Below are 25,302 nucleotides of genomic sequence, written 5' to 3'. Positions count from 1 at the left end.
ATAAGATTGGATACTAGTGAAGTTAAAGTGAAACAAAAATTTGAAATGCATAACATAACATTTGTTTTTGAGAAAAAATGTTTTGCAATATCAGATTAATTTGACTTTATTTTAAAGAGAATAAATTCCTTAAGAAGGAAGAGTACAACTCTTTTGCATATGAAATTAAAGAATTAAGTGACAGATATGATCCGCACTTTGTTTCAAGAAACTTGATTGATGTTATGGATTATTTATTATATATAGACTAAAACAAAAAAATGAACTTTAAAGAAAAATCATTATTAATTACAGGAGGTACGGGCTCTTTAGGTAAAGCGCTAACCAGTCATATTTTAAGTAAACATGCAGAAATAAGAAGATTGATTATTTTTTCTCGCGATGAACAAAAACAATTCCAAATGGCTCAGGAGTTCCCTGTTTCAAAATTCCCTCAAATTAGGTTTTTTATTGGAGATGTTAGAGATAAGGATAGATTGATCCGAGCTTTTAAAGGCGTTGATTATGTTATTCACGCGGCAGCTATGAAGCATGTTCATTTAGCTGAATATAACCCTGAAGAATGTATAAAAACAAATGTTGGTGGGGCTCAAAATGTAGTTGATGCGTGCTTTGAAACTAATGTAGAGAGGGTTGTGGCCCTATCTACAGATAAAGCTTGTGCTCCGATAAATTTATATGGAGCTACAAAATTAACTTCGGATAAACTCTTTGTTGCAGCAAATAATATTAAAGGAGATAGTCTTATTAGGTTTTCAGTAGTTCGCTATGGGAATGTAATGGGTTCTAATGGTTCTGTTATTCCTTTTTTTATTAACAAAAAGAATAAGGAAGGGAAACTTCCTATTACTGACCCTAAAATGACTCGTTTTAATATTTCTTTGCAAGGTGGTGTTGATATGGTTATGCATGCGTTGGAAAATGCTTGGGGAGGAGAAATTTTTGTTCCAAAAATACCGTCTTATAGGATTATGGATGTTGCTCAGGCAATAGGCCCTAATTGTGAAAAACCAGTAGTTGGTATTAGGCCAGGAGAAAAAGTACATGAAGAAATGATTACACCTTCAGATTCTTTTTATACTTACGATTTAGGGAAGTATTATGTTATTATTCCGGCAACCCACAAATGGAAAATAGATGATTTTAAGACAACTTTTAATGCGGAAAAGGTATCTGAGGGTTTTAGTTATAATTCTGGAGATAATGAACAATGGGAGACCATAGAAAGTTTAAGGGGATTAATAATAGAACATGTAGACCCTAATTTTATAGCATAATGAAATCTATACCATACGGAAGACAAAACATAGAAAAAGATGATATTGATGCTGTCGTTAAAACGCTTACTGCAGATTTTTTAACTCAAGGACCAAAGGTTAAAGAGTTTGAAGAGAAATTTGCAGCATATGTTGGAACTAAGTATTCAGTAGCGGTAAATAATGCTACTTCTGGTTTACATTTAGCAGTTTTAGCTTTAGGTTTAAAAGAAGGAGAACGTGTTATTACAACTCCAATTACTTTTGCAGCATCGGCTAATTGTATTAGGTATGCAGGAGGAGAAGTTTGGTTTGCAGATATAGACTCAGACTCGTATGTATTATCTTTAGAGAGCACTAAAAAACTTATTGAAAGTAAGCCTAAAGGTTTTTTTAAAGGTATTATACCAGTTGATTTTGCAGGGTTACCTGTAGATTTAGAACTATTTAAGAAATTAGCTGATGAACACGGTTTATGGATAATTGAAGATGCTTGTCATGCGCCAGGAGGATACTTTACGGACTCTAAGGGGGTGAAACAAATGTGTGGAAATGGTAATTACGCAGATATTGCTGTATTTTCTTTTCATCCTGTAAAGCATATTGCTTGTGGTGAAGGCGGAATGGTAACAACAAACTCTGAAGAATTATATAAAAAACTAGCATCACTTAGAACACACGGAATAACCAAAGAAAATATGGCTGAAAACCATGGGCTTTGGTATTATGAGATGCAAGAACTCGGTTTTAACTATAGATTAACTGATATTCAATCTGCTCTTGGGATTACACAACTTGCTAAGAACAAAGCAGGAGTAGCCAGAAGAAACGAGATAGCGAGTGCTTATAAAGAAGCCTTTAAAGGAATAATCAAGTATCAAAACTTGCGTCAAGACGTTTTAAATGCACACCACTTATTTGTTATTGAAGTTGATGATAGAAAAGGTTTATATAATTACTTGAGAGAGCATAACATTTTTTCTCAAATACATTATATACCTGTACATACGCTGCCTTATTATAAGAAAATAGGATACAATGAGGCTAATTTAGATAATTCTGAACATTATTACTCTAAATGTATTAGTTTACCAATGTACCCTAGCTTAAAAGATGAGGAACAGGCTTTTGTTATCGAAAAAGTATTAACTTATATTAATGGCTAATTTAGCAATCATACCGGCAAGAGGAGGAAGCAAACGAATCCCAAGAAAGAATATCAAAGTTTTTTTGGGCAAACCTATTATCGCCTATTCAATAGAAGCCGCGATACAAAGTAATTTGTTTGATGAGGTTATGGTATCTACAGATGACGAGGAAATTGCACAAATAGCTAAAGAATATGGAGCAACAGTTCCGTTTTTGAGAAGTAAAAATAATGCTAACGATTTTGCTGTTTTAGCAGATGTAGTTCAAGAAGTTGTAAGTAAATACAAAGAGAACAACAAGAATTTTGATAATATCTGCTGTATACTACCAACGGCACCTTTTGTAACTTCCAAAAAAATTAATGAAGCATATACCACATTTATAGACAATAATTTTGATAGTGTTTTTCCTGTATTAGAATTTTCCTTTCCTATACAACGTTCTCTAAAAATAGAAGCAGATAAAGTAGCTATGGTTTGGAGTGAACACTTAAATACGCGTTCGCAGGATTTAGAGTCTAGATACCACGATTCTGGTCAGTTTTACTGGTTAAAATCTACATCTTTTAATAATAATAAAAAGTTATTTACAGATAACTCTGGAGCTATAATTATTTCAGAACTAGAAGCCCAAGATATTGATACTGAAACGGATTGGAAACTAGCAGAAATTAAATATAAACTCCTACTTAATGACTAAGAAAATAATCTTTAGAGCAGATGGAAGCTCCACAACTGGATTAGGTCATTTATACAGATTATTTAGTCTTGTAGAAATTGTTAAAGATACTTTTGAGTTTGTTTTTTTAACACACGAAACTTCAACAGTTTCAGTTATTCCTACAAATTATAATAAAGAAGTTATACCGGAAAACATTAAAACGGAAGATGAACCAGAATGGTTAGCAGTAAATTATTCACCTCAAGAATATATCATAATTGCCGATGGATATCAATTTATATCGTCTTATCAAAGGGAAATGAAGCAAAAAGGCTATAGTTTAATGTATATTGATGATTTATCTAAAGAACATATGTATGCAGACGTGGTTATAAATCATTCACCTTATATTCACGATATAGATTATAAAAAAGAAGCATACACAAAGCTGGCGTTAGGGACTAAATACGCGTTATTGAGACCACTTTTTTTAAAAGAAGCTAAAAAGAATAGAGTGATAAACGTAATTGATAGCGTATTTGTATGTTTTGGCGGTGCAGATCCTTTTAATTTAAGCTTGAAAGCTGTCGAATCGCTTTTAAAAATTTCTAATTTTAAAAATATACACGTTGTTTTAGGAGCTGCATATAAACATAAAGAAATTTTTTATTTAGAAGAAAAACATTCTGGTAAAATAAAAACATATAGAAATCTTAGTGAAGAAGATTTAATAAAAACTATGCAACTATGTAATTTTGCAATTGTACCAGCCAGTACTATTTTATATGAACTTTCCTGTGTTAAAATGCCAATTCTTAGCGGTTTTTATGTAGATAATCAAGAGTTGATTTACAAGGGTTTTGCAAGTAATGAAGCTATTTATAAAGGCGAAAATATGAAAAACAAACAGGTTTGTGATTTTATAAGTAATATAGATGCAATTATAAAAGACCAGAAATTTAATATTCAAATTGAAGCACAAAAGGTTCTGTTTGATAATAAAATTGCCTCCAGGCATTTACACTTAATAAAAGAACTATGTTAGCAATAGGCGTACTTTGCAGTGGCGGATTAGGATTAGATACATTGTCCAAAATAGCAAAAGATCATACTATCCAATTTATTTTAACGGATAGTAAGTCAGATGGGATTATAGATTTTGCAACTAAAAATAATATTACATTTTACGCTGGTAACCCAAGAAAAGGAAAAGGTTATAATTTCATAACAGATTTTAGTGTTGATGTAATTGCATCAATTAATTATTTATTTTTAATTGAAGAAGATATTATAAATTACTCTAGGCTATTAACCTTTAACATTCATGGATCACTATTACCCAAATATAGAGGAAGAACTCCACATGTATGGGCAATAATAAATGGCGAAGAAAAAGCAGGAATTACTGCCCATATTATTGATTCAGGTTGTGACACTGGTCAAATAATACATCAAATAGAAATGCCAATAGAAGCAGAAGATACAGGTGCAATAATGCTCAAAAAATACGCAAAAGCGTATTATCCATTAGTGAAAAAAGTTTTATCTGATGTTTTAAATAATAAGTTAAATTTAACTAACCAAAACGAAAAAGAAGCAACTTACTTTGGAAAACGTACTCCCAAAGATGGAGAAATAAATTGGAATTGGACTAAAGAAGCAATTCGCAATTGGGTAAGAGCTCAAGCAGAACCATATCCGGGAGCATTTACTTTTTATAATAATCAAAAAATAATAATAGATAAAGTGTCATTTTCAAATGAGAAAACGTCTTGCGACCAAGATACGGGAGAAATTATTCGACTTAAACCTTCTGTTGTTGTTAAAACCAAAAATGGTGCACTTAACGTAGATAAAATAAGAACTGAAAATTGTACTTTTGAATTAGGAAAAACATTTGGAAATGAAAATAGGAAATAGAACTATCGGCGGGAAAAATCCATGTTTTATAATTGCAGAATTATCAGCAAATCATAATGGTGATTTAAAAGTTGCGATCGAAACTATTAGGGCCGCAAAAAAAACGGGAGCAGATGCGATTAAGCTGCAAACTTATACTCCAGATACACTAACCATAAATTGCGATAATGAACACTTTAAAATTGAAGGTGGTACACTATGGGATGGAAAAACCTTATACGAACTTTACGGGGAGGCATATACGCCATGGGAATGGCACAAACAACTTTTTGACGTAGCAGAGGAGGAAGGATTAATTTGTTTTTCTTCACCTTTTGATTTTACTGCAGTAGATTTTCTTGAAGAATTAAATGTGCCAGCTTATAAAATTGCATCTTTTGAAATTCAAGATATTCCACTTATAGAATATGCTGCTTCAAAAGGAAAACCAATAATAATGTCTACTGGAATTGCTGATGAAGCAGATATTCAGTTAGCAGTAGATACTTGTAGAAAAGTAGGGAATAATGATATTATTTTACTAAAATGCACATCGTCTTATCCTGCACCTTTAGAGTTAGCAAATTTAAAAACTATACCAGATATAAAAGAGCGTTTTGGAGTTGAGGTTGGTTTTAGCGATCACACATATGGCTCTTTAGCGCCTACAGTAGCAAGGACTTTAGGAGCAACAGTTATAGAGAAACATTTTATTTTAGATAAATCTATTGGAGGTCCAGACGCAGATTTTTCGCTAGATGTAGAAGAGTTTACAAGGTTAGTGAATAAAGTACGAGATACAGAAAGGCTATTAGGGCAAGTATCGTACGAAATATCTGAAAAAGTGAAAAGCAATAGAAAGTTTGCACGATCTCTTTTTATAGTTGAAGACGTAAAAAAAGGAGATATTCTCACAAAAGAGAATGTTCGATCAATACGCCCTGGTTATGGTATGCATCCTAAACATTATAAGGAGATTCTAGGTAAAACGTTTTCAAAAAACATTGAACGGGGTACACCTTTAGAAGATAGTTTTTTAAATTTAACAGAGTAATGAATAAATATATACAACGAGCTTTTAGAGAAGCTATGAAATTTAGTGTCATCAGGTACACGTTAATTAAGGCGTATAATACTTTTAAGAAAAACCCTGTTCTGAAAATTAACAATGAAACAATATTTTCTTCTTTGAATGTTAATAAAACAATAAAAGAACTAGATAAGTATGCTTTGTCAGAAACTTTTTTAATTGATAAATCTACTTTGAATGCAATAGTAGAAGATTGTAAAAACCAGCTGGTTTTTCCTCATTTAAAGTTTGATGGATCAATAATAAAAGATGGTCAAGGTCAGAAAATGGATTTTGATAACCCTAAACCTTTTCAGAAAGATTGTATATGGTTTAAATATAAAGATATTCAAGAATGGAAATCAGTAAATAATATCATTTATGATCCTAAAATTTTAGATATAGCTAAAAACTACTTAGGAAATAACCCAATTATAAGAAATCAATATTTATGGTGGTCATTTCCAGCTAAAGCAAACGATAACGAAGACTATGACTCTCCAAGATATTGGTTTCATTATGATATAGATGATTTTAAATTTTTAAAAATTTTCATTTACCTTAAGGATGTTGATCTGCAAACTGGGCCTCATGTAGTAGTTAAAAGCACACACAAATCTAAGCCATGGAAATATAAGTTTAATCGTATAATTAATAATTCCGATTTAAAAGGTTTTTTTGATGATAAGGAAGTTGTTAAATTAACAGGAGAAAAAGGTACATGTTTTCTTGAAGACACATTTACATATCATAATGGCACACCTCCACAAAAGCCTAGACTTGTTTTGCAGATAGAATACGCGTTGACTAATTTAAAATTAGGTTAATATATTATGTTTTCTAAGTTAGTCAAATCAAAAATAATAAGGACTTTATATGTTTTTTGTTCAAAAATTCATTCCTTATTCGTAGATAGAGTGTTAAGTAGTTTAAAATTTAGAGCGCTAATAAAAAACTCTGGAGAAAAATGTTATTGCCATTATTCGGTAGAAATTAAATATGGTCAAAATATTAGCATAGGTAATAATACTAGAATTGGTCCTAATTCTACTTTAGGCGCTCTTGGGAATATAAAAATAGGATCCAATGTGGTTGTATCTAAAGGAGTTATTATAGAGACTGCTGGTTTAGATTTTAAATCAAATAGTATACCTTATAAGCACAAAGGAAAAGAAATTACTATAGGGGATAACGTTTGGATTGGCGCAAGAGCTATAATTTTAGGAGGTGTTCATATTGGGAAAGATTCTATTATTGGCGCCGGCGTGGTTGTTTCTAAAACTGTACCACCTAATCATATTTTAGTTGGCCAACAATCAAGAATAATACCCAAAAGAAGCTAAATTTTGAAGCTAAATAAAACTGTTCTAAAATCTAATAAAAAACTTTTGGCCTTTATGGCATTGAGTTATTTAGATAAAGCTATAATTTTTTTATTGCCATTAATTGTACTTTATTTTTTTAAAGATAAAACAGTTTATGTCACAATAGAGTATATTTACTCAGTAACTGTTGTTGTTATTCCTTTGTTGGATTTTGGACTTTCTGGTTACTTTTTTTATGCTTACAGAAATAGTAAAAACCACGAAGAGACAATTAAAATTTTCGTTAGCGTTTTTAAGCGATTATATCTATTAATTAGTTTAACAGGTATTTTATTTATTACAATTCATTATTGTGGTTTTGAGTTTGAAAAATACATCATTTTTATTGTTTTTAGGCTACTTTTTGTTTTAGCAACTACCTTTCTAGCTTCCTATTTTAGACTAAACAATAAACCTGAAAAAGCTGTTTATATAACACTTTTTTCAAATTTTTTATCCTTATTATTTCTCTTTGGCTATTTCTTCTCAAATTCAGAATTTTCCTTATGGTTAATATTTTTTGGGCAAATCTTCTTTTCATTATTTTACTTTTTCAAAAGTATAATAGATATTTTTTTTAGTAATAGCAGGAAATTTGAAAAATCCCAAATTTATAAATTAACAAAGAAAGCACTGTTATTTTCATGGCCATCAATTATTCAAGTCTTTATAATGATGTCTATTGTTAATTATGGGAAGATAAATGTATTAACAAAAATGACTTTAGATGATGGAGTTCTTCTATCGTTAGTGCAACGTTTATCGATGGTTCTTTTTCTTACTCATTCGTCTCTTTGGGCTTTTTTGATTAAAGATGTTTATGTAGATAAAAACTTATTGGTAATAAACAAAGGCATACTATTAAAGTATATGGTTATATTAACCTTTACTTTTTTAATGATTTTAATGATTACAGGAGTATATCTAGTGTACAGTTATGAAGATTTATCAAGAGTTTCATTCATTTCATTTTTAATAATAGGTCAAACATTTTTAGCATGTATTTATGCTTACCTTGAATTGCACTACGGTAGAGAAAACAAAAACATTATTAAATTATATTTGGCTTTGTTTAGTGGTTCTTTATTTGTTGTTCTTTTAATAGTGTTAAATATGAGTTTTTTGGAGCGATTCTCAATTGCGATGTTTGTGAGTACATTAACCTCTTTGTTATTAAGTATCTTTGTACTTTATAAAAGAAATTATAAATTGGCTTAGAGTTAATTTTTATTTAAAAATAATATGAAAAACATATGTTTTATTGCGAACTATTACAAAACAGATGTTTTTGTAGAAATTGCAAAAGTATTAAAGGCCGATCATGTAAAATCCTTTTGGATCATACCTAACAGAAAGCAGTATGAAACACTAAAAACTATGTTTCCAAATAATCAATTGTTATATATTGGTAAAAAAGAGGTGCTGGCTCATAAAAATAATGAAAGTAACATAGATTTAAAAATTAATGAATTAGTTTTTGGGGATCGGGTTTTAAGAGAAGAGTCAGAAACTTGGACTTTTGATTATTTATTAAAACTACAAGAGTTAGTTTATAAATTTATAAAAAACAATAGCATTCAGTTTATTTTTGGAGAAGTCACTTGGGCGCATGAGTTGGTAGTGCATAGATTAACTTTAGCCGCCAAAGAACTTAAATGTCAATATTTAAATCCACATACAATCCGCATTCCTAATGGTCGATTTGCTTTTTTTACAGATGAGTTTCAATCTAAAATTAAAGAAGTTTACCCTAGTTCCGATTTAAATACTGATTCAATTCAATTGGAGAAACCATCATACCTTGGAATCAATGATAAGTTAATAGCAAAAAAAGGGACCTTAAAATATAATTTGGTTTTAATTAAAAATTTTATATTTAGGACCAATCAAGATCCTAATGATCCGACCTTGTATAGTAGCGCGTTGACCCAATTTAAAATTAGATTTGCTGAAATATTTAATCGGTTTATATTTAAAAGATTTGTTTCTGAAATTTTAATTCAAAATTTACCACAAAACAAAAAAATGCTGCTTTTTACACTACATAAGCAGCCAGAGGCTTCCATTGATGTTATTGGACGGTATTATGAAAATCAATTAGAGTTAATTACCAATATATGGCGCGTTCTTCCTGAAAATTATATATTAATAGTAAAAGAGCATTCTAATGCTATTGGGGATAGGAACTTCAGTTTTTATAAAAGCGTTCAAAAATTACGCAATACCTACCTTATCAATAATAAGACCGATTCTTATGACCTTTTAGATAAATGTGCTGCTGTATTTACAGTTTCTGGTACCATTGCTTATGAAGCAGCTTTAAAGGGTAAGAAAGCCTTTACATTTGCGCCTGTGTTTTTTAACGGGATGAACGGTTGCTTAGAGGTGTCTTGGAAAGATTTTAAAAATAAATCTTTAGAGTCCTTAATTAATAAGGATCAACAGACTTTAGGTGTTAATGAATTTTCGAGTTGGCTTTTAAAAAATTCGTTTAAGGGCATTATGTCAGATTCATTTGGAGACCCAAGGTGTATGCATCAGGATAATATTAAATTACTAAGTACTGCATTTTTAATAGTTATTAAATAAGTATGTTGAAACGTTTTAAAGTTGATTATTATTTACTCTTAATTTTTTTATTAATACTTATTGTATTTAAGGCTCCTTCATTTGCGTTTCTATTTATTATACCTATTTTATCTATATCTTATTATAGAATTATTGTTAAAAGAGATATTACTACAGTCTTAATTTTAATGCTTTCTGCTAGACTTATTATGGGGCCTTTTATTATTAACAATAACTTATCGTTCAATATACTCAATATACTATGTAATTATATACCTATTGTCATTATTTTAGGATTTAATTTAATTAGTTTAAAAACATTAAATGTAAAAAAACTGTGGTCGTTAAAATGGACACTGCTTTTTATAGTGTTTCTTTATTTTTTTGGCCTTTTTAACGTATCATATTCTTTATCTGTTTTTACAGAAGAAATTTTGCCATTATCTTTATTTTTTATTGTAATAATTACTAATAGTGAACAGTCTATAAAATATGAGTATCTATTGAATTTTTTTAGGTACACTTTTTTAGCGTGTTTAGTGGTTTATTTAAGTCCACATTTTTATGATCAGATGTATTTATTATTTGCGGATGGAATAATTTTTAAAAAAAAGGTTTCTGATATTGCATTAAGAGTATTTAGATCTATACCTCGTAATACTGGTTTTGTCTTTGATTTCAGAATTATGGGGCAATTAGCTTGTATTTATTTAATTATTTTACATTATTTGAAAAAGAGAGATAATTATTGGGATGTCGTACTACTTTGTTTGGTTGGGTTAATAACGTTTTCAAGAGGGCCATTGCTTATTCTAATATTATTGTTAATTGGAGTTTATGCTCCAACAAAAATAAGACTAACAAAAAAGCTTATTATATTAACAGTGTGTTTTTTTGTTTTAATGGTAATGGGAATTTTTTATGGGTTGAATAATAAAAATATTCAAAAATTTGTAAAAACATTTAACCCATTTGCAAAGGACAATGCAATTTCTCAGCGCGGTATTTTTATAAACTATGCGCTTAACAGATTTAGTGAACAACCTTTTGGAGCTGGTATTGGAGCCTTATCCTCGTCGAAAGCTGATGTGGTAATATTTGCCGGCTATACAAACAGGCATAAGGAAAAACCAGATAAAGTGTTTTATCATAAGGTAGGGGATGCGTATTTGGCACTATCTTTGGCAGAAAAAGGTATTATAGGTTTTATTTTGTTTTTATTATCTTTAATTGAAATCTTTTATTCCAAAAGAAATAGAGTGTCATTATTTTTTCTTGTAGGGTTAATGATCAACCTTATTGGAACTGATATTCCAAAACAAGGGTTTTATTACTTTGTTATCATTATAATATATTATGGATTAAGTCAAAAAAAAATCTTAATAGATAATTTACCTAAAATCTCTACTTAATATGAAAATAGGAATTGATGCTAAATGGTTTTTCAGCGGCCCTCCGAGCGGTAAGGTTGTTATTAAGCAGTTATTAAAAGAATTACTAAGTGATAATTACAGAACCTTTGAGTTCTATGTTTTTTTAAAAAAAAAGGAGAAAGATCTGAAATTTCCTTATCAAAATAAGAATATAAAACTAGTTTATGTTACTACGCATAATAACTTAATTACAAATGTTTTCATTTTACCAAGACATTTCAAAAAGTTTGAATTGGATGTGGTATTGCTCCAAAATTTTGGCTCATTCTCAAAAATTAATAGCGTTTTATATATACATGATTTATTATACTTGGATTACCCACAATTTTATTCATATAAAGAAAGGTTATATTTAAGTTTTTTAAAGCCACTTGCAAAAAGAGCCAATAAGATTGTTACTATATCAGAGGCGGAGAAGAGGCGTATTATAAAGCATAAATTAGGAAATAATAATGTTCAATTTGTTTACCATGGTGTAGATTCTAAATTCAAACCTTTAGAAGGGCATAATAAGTTGAATATACAAGCATTTAAGGAAAAGTATAATTTACCAAATGAGTTTATTTTGTACCTAGGGAGGTTAAATATTAGAAAAAACATAGCAAACTTAATTTCTGCGATGCAGTTTATTGACACTCCTTTAGTGATTGTTGGAGAAAAGGATCATAAAAATGAAAACTTATCTTCAACTATTGACGTCTTAGGCCTTAATGATAAAATATTTTTTACAGGTTATATTGAAGAGTTCGAATTGCCTTTAGCGTATGCGTTGGCAACCCTTTTCTGCTTTCCTTCTTATGCAGAAGGTTTTGGCTTGCCTCCTTTAGAAGCAATGGCTAGTGGCACGCCAGTTGTTGTTTCGGATAGGACTAGTCTGCCAGAGGTATGTGAAGATGCCGCATTGTATGTAAACCCTGATGATCCATCAGATATAGCTAAAAAAATAAACACTTTATTAGCTTCAAAGGAAATCATTAATACCTTTGCAGCTAAGGGAGTTGTTCAGTCTAAAAAATTCTCTTGGGGGAAATCGGCTGAAAACCTAATGAAAATTATTAAAGCAACCAATGATAACTAAAATTATTTCTAAACTAAAAGGCGATAGTTCTTACAATATTCGGAGTAGATATTCTTCTAGAGAATGGTTTGTGATATTATACGAAAGAGGATTTCAAGTACTTAGAGGATTCATTGCCAAATTCTTTTTATTAAAAACCAAAGGACTTTGCTTTAAAGGTCAAAGCGTAACAGTCAAGCATAGATCTTTATTTACTTCTGGTAAAAACCTTATTTTAGACAATAATGTGTTTATAAATGCACTTTCAGAAAAAGGCATTCGCTTTGGAGATAATGTGACAATTTCAAGAAACTGTACCTTGATCTGTACTGGAGTGATTTCTCATAAAGGGGTTGGCATTACTATTGGTAATGATACTGGGATAAATTCTTATTGTTATCTTGGAGGTCAAGGAGGAATTGAGATTGGGGATAATGTTATCATTGGACCTCAAGTAAAAATATTTTCCGAAAACCATAATTTTTCAGATGGGGCAACTATTATAAAAAATCAGGGAGTAACCCGTTTGGGTGTGAGAATAGAGAACGACTGCTGGATTGGTTCTGGAGCAACCATATTAGATGGAGTGGTTCTAAAAAAGAGGACAGTAGTTGCTGCAGGAAGTGTTGTGAATCAGAGTTTTGAAGGAAATTCACTTATTGGCGGTATTCCTGCCAAATTAATTAAGAAAATATAACTTAAAGCAGTACGTCTCAGATAATGTTTAGAAAACTTAAAACAGTTCATTATTTTATATTTTCTCTAATACTTGTAATTATATCACTGTGCCTATATGTATTTGTTAAATATGAGGTATTACAAAACCCTATTACTTCAGTTAATCTCATTTTTACCAATGAAGTCGGTAAAGAAGATATCCCAATTGTCTATATTTCCAGTGACAATGAGTCTGAAATTAACTTCAAAACAGTTTATAAATTTAAAGACACTGGAAACTTAACTTATCAATGCCGGCTTGATGGGACTAAAAAACTACGTAGAATAAGACTTTACTTTCCCCACCCCAACAGAACGGTCTCCATTAAAGAGATTAACCTTAAAACAGAAACTAAAGTTGTCAACATTCCTCTACTAAAATTCAAAAAACGAGAGGGAATTAATTGTAGTGTTCAATCAAACGAAATAGAACTTGAAGTGCTTATAAAGAATGGGTATATCGAGTTGCCAAATGTTTATGTATACTCTTCTGACTTTAATAACATTCTTCAACTAATTTTACCTTTAGTCATTGTTTTAATTCTTCTTGGTATAACAATAAAAACTTTCAATCCAATTCAAATTAAATCACTTCCTGTACCTATAGTAGCAATTTACCTATTTGTTTTAAGTATTTTTTTACCTGCACCTGCGTATAATGTAGCATTAATATTAATGGCTTTGTTAAATATAAAAAGACTATCATGGGAAGATATAACATCACAAAAAGGCAACCTTATAATTTTAGGCTTTTTTATGGTTTACGCTTTTAATAATTTTTTTATTTCTGAAGAAGGATTTAATGAATTATCTATCCTTGAGCGTTTTCTACCTTTTCTTGTTTTAAGTGTTGTTCTACCTTCCATAGCGAACAGAAAATATTTGTCCTTATTTCCTATATCAGCATTTGTGCTTGGATTTGGGTTTTTATTAACATCGATTTTTGATGTATTTATCCATCAGAATTTTGTGTTTTTATCTTTTGATTTTTTTGCAAAATATTTGCATCCAGTATATTTTTCATATCTCATTTTTTTTTCAATATGTTACATCGATTTACATTATAGTGGTAAATACAAGTATATTTTAGAGTTTATTTTATTTGTGTTTCTAATTTTTTGTGGCTCTAAAATGGTATTTTTATTTTCTTTAATAGTTGTTTTTATGAACTTACTTAAGAATAAAAAAACAGTACTTTTAATTATACCCTTAGCGTTAATTGTCATTATATTTTCACCACTAAAGCATCGATTTTCCGAAATAATAAATCAAGATGATCTTAGTGTCCTAAATGAAAGTCATATTAAAAACCCTAATGATTCAAGAATTAATGGTTTAACTTTACGTTTAATATTATGGCGAGAAACTCTTTCCACTATGAATGGTTTAGATTATGTTTTTGGAAAAGGAGTTACAAAAGAAACCAATAAGCATCTAAATAAACACTTGATTGATTTAGGGCTAAAAAACCATATAGGCTTTAATCCGCATAACCAATATGTCGATACTTTTTGGCGAACAGGTATTATAGGATTATTATTGTTAATTTTGATTCCGGTTTACAGCTTGGTTATTGGAATAAAACGAAAGGATAAATTATTAATGCAGTTCTCATTATTTATGTTAGCAGTAATGTGTTCTGAATCTATATTTGGAAGGGTAAATGGAATATATTTTTTTACTACGGTAATTTTATTACTAATGAATACAAACAAACTTAATGAAAATAGCAATACTAGGAACTAGAGGAGTACCAAATTATCACGGAGGTTTTGAGCAATTTGCGGAGTTTTTTTCTGTTTATATGGCAAGTAATGGGTATGATATCTACGTTTATAATTCTCATAATCATCCCTATAAGCAAAGTGATTTTAAAGGCGTTAAAATTGTGCATTGTTTTGATCCAGAATATAAGTTAGGTACTGCAGGACAGTTTCTATATGATTTAAATTGTATTCGGGATATTAGAAAAAGAAATTTTGATATTATTTTGCAATTAGGTTATACGTCCAGTTCTATTTGGTCTTGGCTTTTTCCAAAAAAAGTTATTATAGTAACCAACATGGATGGATTAGAATGGAAACGTAGTAAATACTCTCCTACAGTACAAAAATTTCTCTTAAAAGCAGAAAAATGGGCTGTAAAATATAGCGACTTTCATATTGCAGATTCCATAGGAATACAAGAATACTTAAAGGAAAAATATAAAATTGAGTCTAAATTTATAGCATACGGAGCTTTTGTTTTTGATAACCCAAAAGAACATAAAATATTAAAATATAATGTGACTAGCTATAATTACAATATGCTAATAGCAAGATTAGAGCCAGAAAATAATATTGAGACAATATTAGATGGTTACGTTTTGTCATCTAAAAATATGCCTTTTTTAGTAGTTGGAAAGCACGAAACAAAATTTGGCGAATATTTAAAAGATAAATATAAAGAAGAAGTTGGCATTAGATTTTTAGGAGGTATTTATGATTTTAATATGCTAAATAACCTTAGGTATTTTTCTAATTTATACTTTCATGGGCACTCTGTAGGCGGAACTAATCCTTCACTGTTAGAAGCAATGGCCTCTAATACATTGATAGTTGCAAATAGAAATATTTTTAATGAAAGTATATTAGGAAACGATGCATATTATTTTGAGTCCGCAATAGATGTTAAAGAGTCATTGGAATATTTTAAAAAGGACAATAAGAAAAAAATCATTAATAATGAGAAAAAGATCAATGAAAAATATAATTGGGATATTATTAATAATGTATACAGAGAATTTTTAGACAAAATTTCTGAAAATTAATGCCTTTGACTTTTTACATCAACACACTAAATGCTATCTAACCAACACAGATTTTCTTCCTTATTAGTGCCATTATCATATGGGCTAGATTTACTTATAATAAATCTATTTGCCTATTATATGCCTATTAATTTTGAGAATGCATTAGTGTTTCATTGTTACCTATCTTGTGCTTGGGTTATACTATCACTAAAAAGTAATTTTTATGAAGTTTATAGGTATAGTAAGGCAACTAGAATACTAATATTACTTTTTACACAGTTTGTGTTTTTCTTTTTAATACTCTATGCTTTTATTGGCTTTTTTAAACAGCCCAATATAAGTAGGCTAGAGTTAGGTAAGTACTTTTTGTATGTAGGTCTGGTAATATCTATTGTCAAGTTTTTAAATTATTACCTTTTAATGAGCTATAGAAAGCGAATTAAAGGTAACCTAAGAAATGTTGTTGTTATTGGTAAAAATAAAAAAGCAGATCAACTTGTAAATGTTTTTCAAGAGCGAGTAGAGTATGGATATCAGTTTCTAAAGCAGTTTTCAACAAAGGATGATAATTTTAAATTGGAAAATAGTTTTGATTACATATCAAAGAATAATATTGATGAAATATATTGTTCTGTTACAGAACTTTCAAACAAGCAAATTATTAGTCTTATCAATTTTGCAGATAACAATTTAAAGACACTAAAATTTATACCTGACAATAAAAACATTTTTTCAAAGAAGCTAAAGTTTGAATATTATGATTATATACCTGTGCTTTCTTTACGTGAAATTCCGTTACATGAAGGTATAAACGCATTTGTTAAACGTTTGTTTGATGTTGTTTTTTCGTTAGTGGTTATTGTTTTTCTATTATCATGGCTTATACCTTTAATGGCTATTATAATAACTTTAGAGTCTAAAGGACCTGTCTTCTTTAGACAAAAAAGAAACGGTATAGATAATGAAGAGTTTTATTGTTATAAATTTAGATCTATGGCTCCTAACAAGGATGCAGATAATTATATGGCAACTAAAAACGATATGCGTATTACCAAAGTAGGAAAGTTTATACGTAAAACCAGTATAGATGAGTTGCCGCAGTTTTACAATGTATTATTTGGTTCTATGTCTGTTGTTGGTCCAAGACCACATATGGTTAAGCATACTAGTGAGTATGCTAATAAAGTAAATAAATATATGGTAAGACATTTTGTTAAACCTGGTATTACTGGTTTAGCACAGGTAAGAGGCTATAGAGGAGAAATAGAAAAAGACGAAGACATTTTAAATAGAACAAAGTTTGATATTTTTTATATTGAAAACTGGTCTTTATTTTTAGATTTGAAAATTATAGTACAAACCGTACTTAACGCTGTTTCTGGAGAAGAAAAAGCATATTAAAATATAGAATGAAAAAAGTACTTATTACTGGAGCGGCAGGATTTTTAGGATCTCATTTATGCGACAGGTTTATTAAAGAAGGTTTCTACGTAATTGCAATGGATAATTTAATTACGGGAGATTTAAAAAATATTGAGCACCTTTTTCCTTTAGAGAATTTTGAGTTTCAACATCATGATGTGTCTAAGTTTATTCATATTCCAGGTAAACTAGATTATATATTACATTTTGCATCACCAGCAAGCCCTATAGATTATTTAAAAATTCCTATTGAGACATTAAAGGTTGGCGCGTTAGGAACTCATAATTTGCTTGGAGTAGCAAAAGAAAAAAACGCTATAATTTTGGTTGCTTCTACCTCAGAGGTGTACGGAGATCCATTAGTGCATCCGCAAAACGAAGAATATTACGGTAATGTAAGTCCGGTTGGACCACGTGGTGTATACGATGAGGCTAAACGTTTTATGGAGTCTATTACTATGGCGTACCACCGTTTTCACGGACTAGATACGCGTATTGTTAGGATTTTTAATACCTACGGACCAAGAATGCGACTAAACGATGGTCGTGTTGTACCCGCGTTTATGGGTCAGGCTTTACGAGGAGAAGATTTAACGGTCTTTGGTGACGGAAAGCAAACAAGGTCTTTCTGTTACATAGATGATCAAGTAGAGGGCATTTACAGGCTTCTAATGAGTAATTATAGTTACCCAGTTAATATTGGTAATCCGCATGAAACCACTATAGGCGAATTTGCAGAAGAAATTATTAAACTTACTGGTACAGAGCAAAAGGTAATTTACAAGCCTTTACCAACAGATGACCCAATGCAAAGACAACCAGATATTACTAAAGCAAAGGAATTGTTGGGTTGGGAGCCTAAAGTTTCTAGAGAAGAAGGACTAAAAATTGTTTTCGACTACTTTAAGTCGTTATCTCCAGAAGAATTACAAGATAAAGAACATAGAGATTTTTCTAAATAAAGAGTCAAGAGAAAAGAACCTAGAGAATAGAGGAAAGAATTTTGTCTTGGAACTTGTTTCTAACAGCGCAGCGATCTATACTCTCACTTCTTTTTTCTTTTTTTTAAAGGATATTAAATCGTCATACTGTATTTTTGGGCAAACTTTTACAATATGAACATTCTTATCCTTGGTTCTGGCGGTAGAGAACACACTATTGCTTGGAAACTTAATCAAAGTAAAAAGCTAAATAAACTTTTTGTGGCACCTGGTAATGCCGGTACTGCTTCAATTGCAAAAAATATACCAATTGGTGTAAACGATTTTAAAGCTATAAAAGAAGTAGTTCTTGCAGAGCAAATAAATATGGTTGTAGTTGGTCCAGAAGACCCTTTGGTTAATGGTGTACATGATTTCTTTTTAAACGACATCGACCTAAAAAATATTCCTGTTATAGGACCACAAAAGGCAGCTGCAACTTTAGAGGGTAGTAAAGATTTTGCTAAAGAATTTATGATGCGTCATAACATTCCTACTGCGGCATATAAAAGTTTTACAGCAGATACATTGGCAGACGGACAAGCGTTTTTAGAAACCCTTAAGGCTCCATATGTACTAAAGGCAGATGGTTTAGCGGCAGGTAAAGGTGTTTTAATTTTACAAGATTTAGATGAAGCTAAAAATGAACTTGCTTCTATGTTGGTAGATTCTAAATTTGGAGACGCTAGTACAACTGTTGTTATTGAAGAGTTTTTAGATGGTATAGAGCTTAGTGTTTTTGTACTTACAGATGGTAAAAACTTTAAAGTATTGCCAACAGCTAAAGATTACAAACGTATTGGTGAAGGAGATACAGGCTTAAATACAGGCGGTATGGGAGCTATTTCACCTGTTCCTTTTGCTAGTGATGAGTTTATGAGTAAAATACACTCACAAGTTGTAAAACCAACGATAGATGGCCTTGTAAAGGATAACTTACCATACAAAGGTTTTATTTTTATAGGACTGATAAAAGTAGGAGAAGAGCCTAAGGTAATTGAGTATAATGTACGTTTAGGTGATCCGGAAACAGAAGTTGTATTACCACGTTTACAAAACGATTTAGTTGAGGTTTTTGAAGCTGTAGGTAACCAAACATTAGATGCTATAGATATTAAAATTGATGAGCGTACGGCAACTACAGTTATGACAGTTTCTGGTGGTTATCCTGAAGCATATGAAAAAGGAAAAGAAATTACAGGTTTAGATACAGTAGAAGGTTCTATTGTTTTTCATGCAGGTACTAAATTAGATGGTGATAAAGTGGTTACTAACGGTGGTCGTGTAATGGCAGTAACATCATTTGGTACTAATTTTAAAGATGCTTTAGCACAATCATACAAAAACGTAGAAAAGCTTCATTTTGATAAAATAAACTACAGAAAAGACTTAGGTTTCGACTTGTAAAAGAAGTTAGCTAACTAAAAAATAAAAACCCAACTAGTAACTACAATAGTAGCTAGTTGGGTTTTCTTATATAAGTAAATAGGTTTTAGCCGGTACAGCCAAATAAATATTTAAATTTTTATGTAAGAATGTGCATTTACACTCTTATCTTCTTCATTGTTATTAGAGTGCTCTTTAAGTTGTAACATCCAATATACCATTGCTATTGCTCCAATAATCATAAAAACCCAGTTAAGCGTATTTGCTGCCCACCAGTTTTCTAATTCTAATGCTCTTAGTAAATCTAAAGGAGCAAAAAGTACATCAACAAATAAATCCTCTATTGCTTTAAAAAATGTTTTCATCTTATATGTATATTTACCCTGCAAAAATATAAAAACTCTAGATGATTTCAAGCTTTTTTAGCAAAACAAAACCTATTAATTACATAATTGTACTTACTTTACTGTTGGTATTCTTTGGCATGGCTCGTTTTTTAGGGGGTAATGTCTTGTTTTCACTCGAGTTAATTGGTATAAATGTTGGTGTAGTTTTAGTACTGTTTTTTACTATTTTTCTTGTCAATTTTATAGTAAAACGCAATAAAATTACTCAGGTAAACTCCTTTGCGGTCCTTTTTTATGCCTTATTATGTGTCTTTTTCCCAGCTTCATTAACAGATACTAACGGTATTTTTTGCAGTTTTTTTATTGTTTTAGCAACTAGAAAAATTTTAAGCCTAAAATCTTTAAAGGAAATTAAATATAAAATTTTTGATGCTTCAATGTGGATTATTATTGCTAGCCTGTTTTATGATTGGGCTTTGCTGTATTTAATTTGGGTATTTATAGCCATTTATATTTATGAGCCTAAAAATATAAGAAACTGGTTTTTACCTTTATCAGCTTTTGTAGCAGTTTCATTAATAGTTTCGGCGGTATTAGCAGCTATGGGTAATTTAAACTTTATCGTAGAGCATTACATTTTTACATTAAAACTAGATGCAGATATGTTTAAAGAGTGGAGCAAAAGTTCTGCAACCATAGTGTATTTAATAGTTGTAATTATTGTTGGTGTCATTAGCAGCATAAAAATTGGCAAAATAGGTGTTGGCCGTTTAGCAAGTATGCGACTTGTAGCAATATCTTTTACCATAGGTATTTTTATAACTTTGTTTGAGACTAACTTGGGTTATTTTCCAATAATGATTACCTTTTTTCCTGCAGCAGTGTTTCTTACCAATTATATAGAAATTTTACGTAAACCTCGTTTTAAAGAGCTAAACCTTTTTATAGCTATTTTAGTCCCGATAACGGTATTTGTATTTAAGGTTTTACTGAAGTAAAATTGGTATATTTGCCTAAAATTTTACAGTATGTTTAGTGATTTTGCCTTTAAAATATTTAACGAAAGTATAGATAAATACCACATTTTAGATGATGTGTATCAATCTTTTGAAAATCCATATCCAAAGGATGAAATAGCACACTTATTATACCGTAAAAATTGGATAGACACTGTACAATGGCATTATGAAGACATTATTAGAGATCCAAATATAGATCCCGTAAGTGCTTTAAAATTAAAGCGTATGATTGATGCTAGCAATCAAGATAGGACAGATTTGGTGGAATACATTGATAGTTACTTTTTAAACAAATACCAATCGGTACAAGTAAAAGGCAATGCAACCATTAATACAGAAAGTCCGGCTTGGGCTATAGACAGGTTATCTATTCTTGCATTAAAAGTATATCACATGCAAGAAGAAGCAACTAGAACAGATGCTTCTGATGAGCATAAACAAAAATGTAGCGCTAAGCTTTCTGTTTTATTAGAGCAGAAAAAAGATTTATCTACAGCAATAGATCAACTAATATCAGATATTGAAGCAGGTAACAAGTATATGAAAGTATACAAGCAGATGAAAATGTATAATGATGACGAGCTAAACCCAGTGCTTCGTGGAAAATAAGCCTCAGGACCATATTTTAATAATTAGGTTGTCTGCAATGGGAGACGTTGCAATGACTGTTCCTGTTGTAAAAGGACTATTGCAACAAAACCCTACATTAAAAATTACGGTCTTAACTAGGGCATTTTTTACACCAATGTTTGCACAATTGCCCAACGTACAAGTGTACCAAGCAGACGTAAAAGGTAAGCACAAAGGTGTAAACGGACTCTATAAATTATTTAAAGAGTTAAAAGCAATGAATGTTACTGCAGTTGCAGATATCCATAACGTTTTACGTTCTAATATTCTTAAACAGTTTTTTAAATTATCTGGTATTCCTTTTATACAAATTGATAAAGGCAGAGCCGATAAAAAAGCGCTAACAGCAAGTAAAAACAAAGTTTTTAAACAACTACAAACTACGCAGCAACGTTACGTTTCTGTTTTTGGTAAATTAGGATTTCCCATTAAGCTAGATGATTCTTGTGCTTTAGAAAAAGAAAAATTATCTGATACTGCTATTGCATTACTACCAAAAGAACCAAAAAAGTGGATAGGAATTGCACCATTTGCTGCTTTTGAGGGTAAAACGTACCCTTTAGAACTTATGGAAAAAGTGGTAAATAAGTTAAATGAAAAAGACACTTATACAATTGTTCTCTTTGGAGGAGGAGATAAAGAAAAAGAAGTCTTAGAAAAATGGGAACAAGACTACAGCAATTGTGTTTCTGTTGTTAAAAAACTAAGCTTTAAAGAAGAACTTTCTTTAATTTCTAATTTAGATGTTATGTTAGCTATGGATAGTGGCAACGCACATCTAAGCGCAATGTTTGCGGTACCTACAATAACACTTTGGGGAGTTACACACCCATTTGCTGGTTTTTATCCATTTGCACAACAAAGTACAAATGCATTGCTAGCAAACAGAGACAAATACCCACTTATACCAACTTCTGTGTATGGTAATAAATTTCCACCAGGTTATGAAAAAGCTATGGAAACTATACTGCCAGATGATGTTGTAAAAAAGGTTTTGGAGGTTGTAGGGTAGTCAGGGTTGTGATAATCAAACATTATTTTAAGGTTTAATTAAAGAAGTATGAATAAAAAATTATTTCCTAATTCTCTTATACAATCCTTACTAGTATTTTTAATATTTTTTGTTATCAACGGCGTTATTGTGTCAGTATTAGGTTTACTTACAGACAATTTAGACCTTAAAATAACCTTAAATTTTACACTAAGCTTTTTATGCACTTTTCTTGTAATTTATATTGTCAATAAGAAAAGAGGTGTATCAGTGAAATTCTCTTTCCGTGTAAAAAATTATAAAATGTTGTTTCTCTCTTCGCTTGTTGTAGTTACATATATTCTTGGAATTTCTACACCTATTTACAAATCATTTTTATTACCATTATTTAATGGGACCGGAGAGGAGTTGACTAATCCTTTTAATAATTTACCATTTACTATTTCTACAATTATTTTTGCTCCTGTTTTAGAAGAGATTTTATTTAGAGGCTTATTCTTAAAAGGTTTTCTGTTAAAATATTCAGCTAAGAAAGCTATTATTGTGTCAACAATTTTGTTTGCTGTTATACACTTATTACCTAGTCAGATAATAAATGCATTATTACTAGGCTTATTTTTTGGGTATATGTATTACAAAACAAAAAGTATTGGGTATACAATTGTTCTACATTTTTTAGCTAACCTAGCTAGCTTTGTTGCTGGTTATATTAATTTTAAAAATGCTAAGTCTGTAAATAGTCCAATTAATGATGTTTATGGAGATTTATCAGCATATATAATAGTAGTTTCAGTTATCATTTTAATTTTTTCTTCAATTATGCTAAAAAAAACCTTAAAAAAGGATAATTGAATCTCTACCGCTTCACAGCAATAGTTTTAAAATAACTACGCAATTGCTGAATGTACTTGTAACGAAGTAACTTAGCATTACCTTCTACCATTAATAAACGCACACCCATATAGGAAGACATTAAAAAGCTAGCAACAGCTTCACTATCTACGTGGCGGTCTATATAGCCATCTGTTTTGCCTTTTTGTAAATTGGTAATCAAATTTACTTCCCACACCTTAAACATTTCTTTAAGGAGCTTTACAATTGTTTCGTTTTTACCACTAAACTCCGTCATAAAATTACTTAACACAAAGCCATTGTCTAATTGGTTGTGTTCTGCCGTTTCAAGAGCATTGTCAAAGCACTTGTCTAAAATTACAGCAGGGTTTTCTAGTCCTTCAAAAGGAGCAATTAACTCGCTATATACTTTAGGGAAAATAATATTCTGTAGAATACTTATAAAAAATTCTTCCTTAGATTTAAAATGATAATAAAACGCACCTTTAGATAAAGATAGTTCTTTTAAAACATCATCTACACTGGTATCATAATACCCATTTTTATAAAATATTTCTAGGCCAACAGACTGCATTCTTTGCATTGTAGCCATGCGTTTTAAGTTCTTTTCCATTTTAGCTTCTTTTTGTTGTAAAAAGACTAGTTAGTTTGTTGCAAGGTTCTCTTTTTTGCATCAAAATATATTTTATGGGTTATAAATGGTTTGTGGAACGATAAACTACATAGTATTGAAAATAAAAATATAGTTTACACAACTATATAAACTACTTAGTTTGTTTTATTATTGTGTAAAAGATGCAATAAATCTAAAAATTAGCTGCTTTTGCGTTGTAATTATAGTATTAGTCTTACAAAAAGTGTCTAATTAAAAAATTCTATGTTATTTTTATAAAAGAAATTAAGGTTTCTATTTTTTAACGACCAAGCAACCACAATGAAACCAAACCGGAACAAAACTGTTTTATTAGTTTTTTCTCTTTCCGCTAAAATAGAAGCAGAAAGGAAACCTTTGTTTGGTGGTAAAAAACAAGAAGTCTCTACTCAGTTTTTTGACTTATTAATTAAGAACACATTAGAGGTTGCAAATAAAAGTAGTGTAGACGTTGTTTGGTTAGATGAAACACAGCAACACGGCAACACTTTTGCAGAGCGTTATACTAACGCTTATAAAAGTTTGTACACTCAAGGCTATACCAATGTAATATCTATTGGTAATGATACACCAAATTTAACAGCAAGTCATATACAGCAAGCCGTAGATGCAATGGCTACTAAAAAAGTAGTTTTTGGGCCGTCTATAGATGGTGGTATATACTTGTTTGGAGTTCATAAAAGTATTTTTAATGAAGACGCTTTTAAAAACCTACCCTGGTTAACTTCTAAATTATCTAATAAAATACATTCTTTGGCTGTTGCCAAAAATGTACCTTTCACGGTTTTAGAGACGCTTCAGGATATAAATACAAAGGTATCAGCTATAGAATACGCCTGTGCAAATCCTAATTCGGTTTTAGCTAGTTTTATAATTGCTTATTTAAGTCAGAGATCTAAAAAAGCAATAAAAACAAGCAACAATATAGTTTCTTCTTTTTACACATCTTCATTTTTACGTAGAGGTCCTCCTAGTTTATAAATTATTTAAATCGGCATTTTTATGAGTAAAAACCAATTGTAACTATAATTGGTTGTACTTGCTTATAAAATAATTTATC

25 protein-coding genes are annotated in these 25,302 nt (G+C 30.3%); 23 read left to right on the top strand and 2 right to left on the bottom strand.

The annotated features are described in order from the left end of the window. Positions 1–260 precede the first annotated feature (260 nt). The 18 genes from pseB to purD all read left to right on the top strand — a co-directional run bounded on the left by pseB (position 261) and on the right by purD (position 19,772). A complete protein-coding gene (pseB, locus tag AX016_RS03900) occupies positions 261–1,277 on the top strand; it encodes a UDP-N-acetylglucosamine 4,6-dehydratase (inverting) (RefSeq protein ID WP_100894366.1) in 1,017 nt (338 codons plus the stop codon). Beyond that, positions 1,277–2,422, top strand: a complete 1,146-nt coding sequence (pseC, locus tag AX016_RS03895; RefSeq protein ID WP_100894365.1) for a UDP-4-amino-4,6-dideoxy-N-acetyl-beta-L-altrosamine transaminase — start codon at positions 1,277–1,279, stop codon at positions 2,420–2,422. Before pseB ends, pseC begins: the two co-directional genes overlap by 1 nt. Continuing rightward, positions 2,415–3,104, top strand: a complete 690-nt coding sequence (gene pseF / locus AX016_RS03890; RefSeq protein WP_100894364.1) for a pseudaminic acid cytidylyltransferase — start codon at positions 2,415–2,417, stop codon at positions 3,102–3,104. Before pseC ends, pseF begins: the two co-directional genes overlap by 8 nt. Beyond that, positions 3,097–4,110, top strand: a complete 1,014-nt coding sequence (gene pseG, locus AX016_RS03885; protein ID WP_100894363.1) for a UDP-2,4-diacetamido-2,4,6-trideoxy-beta-L-altropyranose hydrolase — start codon at positions 3,097–3,099, stop codon at positions 4,108–4,110. The genes pseF and pseG overlap by 8 nt, the downstream gene beginning before the upstream one ends. Further along, entirely contained in the window at positions 4,104–4,985 is an 882-nt protein-coding gene (locus AX016_RS03880) for a methionyl-tRNA formyltransferase (RefSeq protein ID WP_100894362.1), read from the top strand. Before pseG ends, AX016_RS03880 begins: the two co-directional genes overlap by 7 nt. Beyond that, positions 4,969–6,018 carry a pseudaminic acid synthase gene (gene pseI, locus AX016_RS03875; protein ID WP_100894361.1) on the top strand — a complete coding sequence of 350 codons (1,050 nt, stop codon included), beginning with the start codon at positions 4,969–4,971 and terminating at the stop codon, positions 6,016–6,018. The genes AX016_RS03880 and pseI overlap by 17 nt, the downstream gene beginning before the upstream one ends. Next, complete coding sequence (locus AX016_RS03870) at positions 6,018–6,860, top strand: hypothetical protein (protein ID WP_100894360.1); 843 nt, start codon at positions 6,018–6,020, stop codon at positions 6,858–6,860. Before pseI ends, AX016_RS03870 begins: the two co-directional genes overlap by 1 nt. Positions 6,861–6,866: 6 nt before the next feature. Next, positions 6,867–7,376, top strand: a complete 510-nt coding sequence (locus tag AX016_RS03865; RefSeq protein WP_100894359.1) for an acyltransferase — start codon at positions 6,867–6,869, stop codon at positions 7,374–7,376. Between the two features lie 3 nt (positions 7,377–7,379). After that, positions 7,380–8,615, top strand: a complete 1,236-nt coding sequence (locus tag AX016_RS03860; protein ID WP_157811079.1) for a hypothetical protein — start codon at positions 7,380–7,382, stop codon at positions 8,613–8,615. Positions 8,616–8,639: 24 nt separating this feature from the next. Then, complete coding sequence (locus tag AX016_RS03855; RefSeq protein WP_100894357.1) at positions 8,640–9,986, top strand: hypothetical protein; 1,347 nt, start codon at positions 8,640–8,642, stop codon at positions 9,984–9,986. A gap of 5 nt (positions 9,987–9,991) precedes the next feature. Further along, positions 9,992–11,377 (top strand): O-antigen ligase family protein, encoded by a 1,386-nt coding sequence (locus AX016_RS03850; protein ID WP_157811078.1) that lies wholly within the window; start codon positions 9,992–9,994, stop codon positions 11,375–11,377. A gap of 1 nt (position 11,378) precedes the next feature. Then, a complete protein-coding gene (locus tag AX016_RS03845) occupies positions 11,379–12,476 on the top strand; it encodes a glycosyltransferase family 4 protein (RefSeq protein ID WP_100894355.1) in 1,098 nt (365 codons plus the stop codon). Next, positions 12,466–13,152, top strand: a complete 687-nt coding sequence (locus AX016_RS03840) for an acyltransferase (protein WP_100894354.1) — start codon at positions 12,466–12,468, stop codon at positions 13,150–13,152. The genes AX016_RS03845 and AX016_RS03840 overlap by 11 nt, the downstream gene beginning before the upstream one ends. 23 nt (positions 13,153–13,175) lie before the next feature. Continuing rightward, positions 13,176–14,918: an O-antigen ligase family protein gene (locus AX016_RS03835; RefSeq protein ID WP_100894353.1), complete on the top strand. Its 1,743-nt coding sequence runs from the start codon at positions 13,176–13,178 to the stop codon at positions 14,916–14,918. After that, a complete protein-coding gene (locus tag AX016_RS03830; RefSeq protein WP_100894352.1) occupies positions 14,893–15,981 on the top strand; it encodes a DUF1972 domain-containing protein in 1,089 nt (362 codons plus the stop codon). Before AX016_RS03835 ends, AX016_RS03830 begins: the two co-directional genes overlap by 26 nt. 30 nt (positions 15,982–16,011) lie before the next feature. Next, a complete protein-coding gene (locus AX016_RS03825; protein WP_100894351.1) occupies positions 16,012–17,364 on the top strand; it encodes an undecaprenyl-phosphate glucose phosphotransferase in 1,353 nt (450 codons plus the stop codon). A gap of 8 nt (positions 17,365–17,372) precedes the next feature. After that, on the top strand, positions 17,373–18,347 hold the full coding sequence (locus AX016_RS03820) for a UDP-glucuronic acid decarboxylase family protein (RefSeq protein WP_100894350.1): 975 nt from the start codon (positions 17,373–17,375) through the stop codon (positions 18,345–18,347). A gap of 153 nt (positions 18,348–18,500) precedes the next feature. Further along, the gene (gene purD, locus AX016_RS03815) at positions 18,501–19,772 is read left to right on the top strand and encodes a phosphoribosylamine--glycine ligase (protein ID WP_100894349.1); all 1,272 of its coding nucleotides are present in this window, start codon (positions 18,501–18,503) and stop codon (positions 19,770–19,772) included. A gap of 110 nt (positions 19,773–19,882) precedes the next feature. On the opposite strand, the gene AX016_RS03810 is transcribed toward purD, so the two are convergent. Further along, positions 19,883–20,116 carry a DUF6341 family protein gene (locus tag AX016_RS03810; protein WP_100894348.1) on the bottom strand — a complete coding sequence of 78 codons (234 nt, stop codon included), beginning with the start codon at positions 20,114–20,116 and terminating at the stop codon, positions 19,883–19,885. 419 nt (positions 20,117–20,535) lie between these two features. Between AX016_RS03810 and AX016_RS17335 the strand changes: the two genes are divergently transcribed. The 4 genes from AX016_RS17335 to AX016_RS03790 all read left to right on the top strand — a co-directional run bounded on the left by AX016_RS17335 (position 20,536) and on the right by AX016_RS03790 (position 23,590). Next, positions 20,536–21,096 (top strand): hypothetical protein, encoded by a 561-nt coding sequence (locus tag AX016_RS17335; RefSeq protein WP_232732595.1) that lies wholly within the window; start codon positions 20,536–20,538, stop codon positions 21,094–21,096. Positions 21,097–21,126: 30 nt separating this feature from the next. Further along, complete coding sequence (locus tag AX016_RS03800; RefSeq protein ID WP_100894346.1) at positions 21,127–21,726, top strand: DUF4254 domain-containing protein; 600 nt, start codon at positions 21,127–21,129, stop codon at positions 21,724–21,726. 37 nt (positions 21,727–21,763) lie between these two features. Further along, complete coding sequence (locus tag AX016_RS03795; RefSeq protein ID WP_100894345.1) at positions 21,764–22,759, top strand: glycosyltransferase family 9 protein; 996 nt, start codon at positions 21,764–21,766, stop codon at positions 22,757–22,759. A gap of 282 nt (positions 22,760–23,041) precedes the next feature. Beyond that, positions 23,042–23,590, top strand: coding sequence for a CPBP family intramembrane glutamic endopeptidase (locus AX016_RS03790; protein ID WP_157811077.1), 549 nt, complete (start codon positions 23,042–23,044; stop codon positions 23,588–23,590). 4 nt (positions 23,591–23,594) lie between these two features. Here AX016_RS03790 and AX016_RS03785 read toward each other — a convergent pair whose 3' ends face one another. Continuing rightward, positions 23,595–24,203, bottom strand: a complete 609-nt coding sequence (locus tag AX016_RS03785) for a TetR/AcrR family transcriptional regulator (RefSeq protein WP_100894343.1) — start codon at positions 24,201–24,203, stop codon at positions 23,595–23,597. 321 nt (positions 24,204–24,524) lie between these two features. Here AX016_RS03785 and AX016_RS03780 point away from each other — a divergent pair, with 321 nt between their 5' ends. Further along, positions 24,525–25,223, top strand: coding sequence for a TIGR04282 family arsenosugar biosynthesis glycosyltransferase (locus tag AX016_RS03780; RefSeq protein WP_100894342.1), 699 nt, complete (start codon positions 24,525–24,527; stop codon positions 25,221–25,223). Positions 25,224–25,302 lie beyond the last annotated feature (79 nt).

It is taken from the genome of Cellulophaga sp. RHA19 (assembly GCF_002813425.1).
In the GTDB taxonomy this organism is placed as follows: domain Bacteria; phylum Bacteroidota; class Bacteroidia; order Flavobacteriales; family Flavobacteriaceae; genus Cellulophaga.
This window is presented reverse-complemented; position numbering and strand designations above follow the sequence as displayed.

Coding starts and splice junctions, on each gene's coding strand:
- AX016_RS03845 (WP_100894355.1), top strand. CDS start 11,379: ATGAAAATAGGAATTGATGCTAAATGGTTTTTCAGCGGCCCTCCGAGC.
- AX016_RS03880 (WP_100894362.1), top strand. CDS start 4,104: ATGTTAGCAATAGGCGTACTTTGCAGTGGCGGATTAGGATTAGATACA.
- pseG (WP_100894363.1), top strand. CDS start 3,097: ATGACTAAGAAAATAATCTTTAGAGCAGATGGAAGCTCCACAACTGGA.
- AX016_RS17335 (WP_232732595.1), top strand. CDS start 20,536: ATGTGGATTATTATTGCTAGCCTGTTTTATGATTGGGCTTTGCTGTAT.
- AX016_RS03820 (WP_100894350.1), top strand. CDS start 17,373: ATGAAAAAAGTACTTATTACTGGAGCGGCAGGATTTTTAGGATCTCAT.
- pseI (WP_100894361.1), top strand. CDS start 4,969: ATGAAAATAGGAAATAGAACTATCGGCGGGAAAAATCCATGTTTTATA.
- AX016_RS03840 (WP_100894354.1), top strand. CDS start 12,466: ATGATAACTAAAATTATTTCTAAACTAAAAGGCGATAGTTCTTACAAT.
- pseF (WP_100894364.1), top strand. CDS start 2,415: ATGGCTAATTTAGCAATCATACCGGCAAGAGGAGGAAGCAAACGAATC.
- AX016_RS03865 (WP_100894359.1), top strand. CDS start 6,867: ATGTTTTCTAAGTTAGTCAAATCAAAAATAATAAGGACTTTATATGTT.
- AX016_RS03830 (WP_100894352.1), top strand. CDS start 14,893: ATGAAAATAGCAATACTAGGAACTAGAGGAGTACCAAATTATCACGGA.
- AX016_RS03870 (WP_100894360.1), top strand. CDS start 6,018: ATGAATAAATATATACAACGAGCTTTTAGAGAAGCTATGAAATTTAGT.
- AX016_RS03835 (WP_100894353.1), top strand. CDS start 13,176: ATGTTTAGAAAACTTAAAACAGTTCATTATTTTATATTTTCTCTAATA.
- AX016_RS03785 (WP_100894343.1), bottom strand. CDS start 24,203: ATGGAAAAGAACTTAAAACGCATGGCTACAATGCAAAGAATGCAGTCT.
- AX016_RS03790 (WP_157811077.1), top strand. CDS start 23,042: ATGTTGTTTCTCTCTTCGCTTGTTGTAGTTACATATATTCTTGGAATT.
- AX016_RS03855 (WP_100894357.1), top strand. CDS start 8,640: ATGAAAAACATATGTTTTATTGCGAACTATTACAAAACAGATGTTTTT.
- AX016_RS03800 (WP_100894346.1), top strand. CDS start 21,127: ATGTTTAGTGATTTTGCCTTTAAAATATTTAACGAAAGTATAGATAAA.
- purD (WP_100894349.1), top strand. CDS start 18,501: ATGAACATTCTTATCCTTGGTTCTGGCGGTAGAGAACACACTATTGCT.
- AX016_RS03780 (WP_100894342.1), top strand. CDS start 24,525: ATGAAACCAAACCGGAACAAAACTGTTTTATTAGTTTTTTCTCTTTCC.
- AX016_RS03795 (WP_100894345.1), top strand. CDS start 21,764: ATGGGAGACGTTGCAATGACTGTTCCTGTTGTAAAAGGACTATTGCAA.
- pseC (WP_100894365.1), top strand. CDS start 1,277: ATGAAATCTATACCATACGGAAGACAAAACATAGAAAAAGATGATATT.
- pseB (WP_100894366.1), top strand. CDS start 261: ATGAACTTTAAAGAAAAATCATTATTAATTACAGGAGGTACGGGCTCT.
- AX016_RS03825 (WP_100894351.1), top strand. CDS start 16,012: ATGCTATCTAACCAACACAGATTTTCTTCCTTATTAGTGCCATTATCA.
- AX016_RS03810 (WP_100894348.1), bottom strand. CDS start 20,116: ATGAAAACATTTTTTAAAGCAATAGAGGATTTATTTGTTGATGTACTT.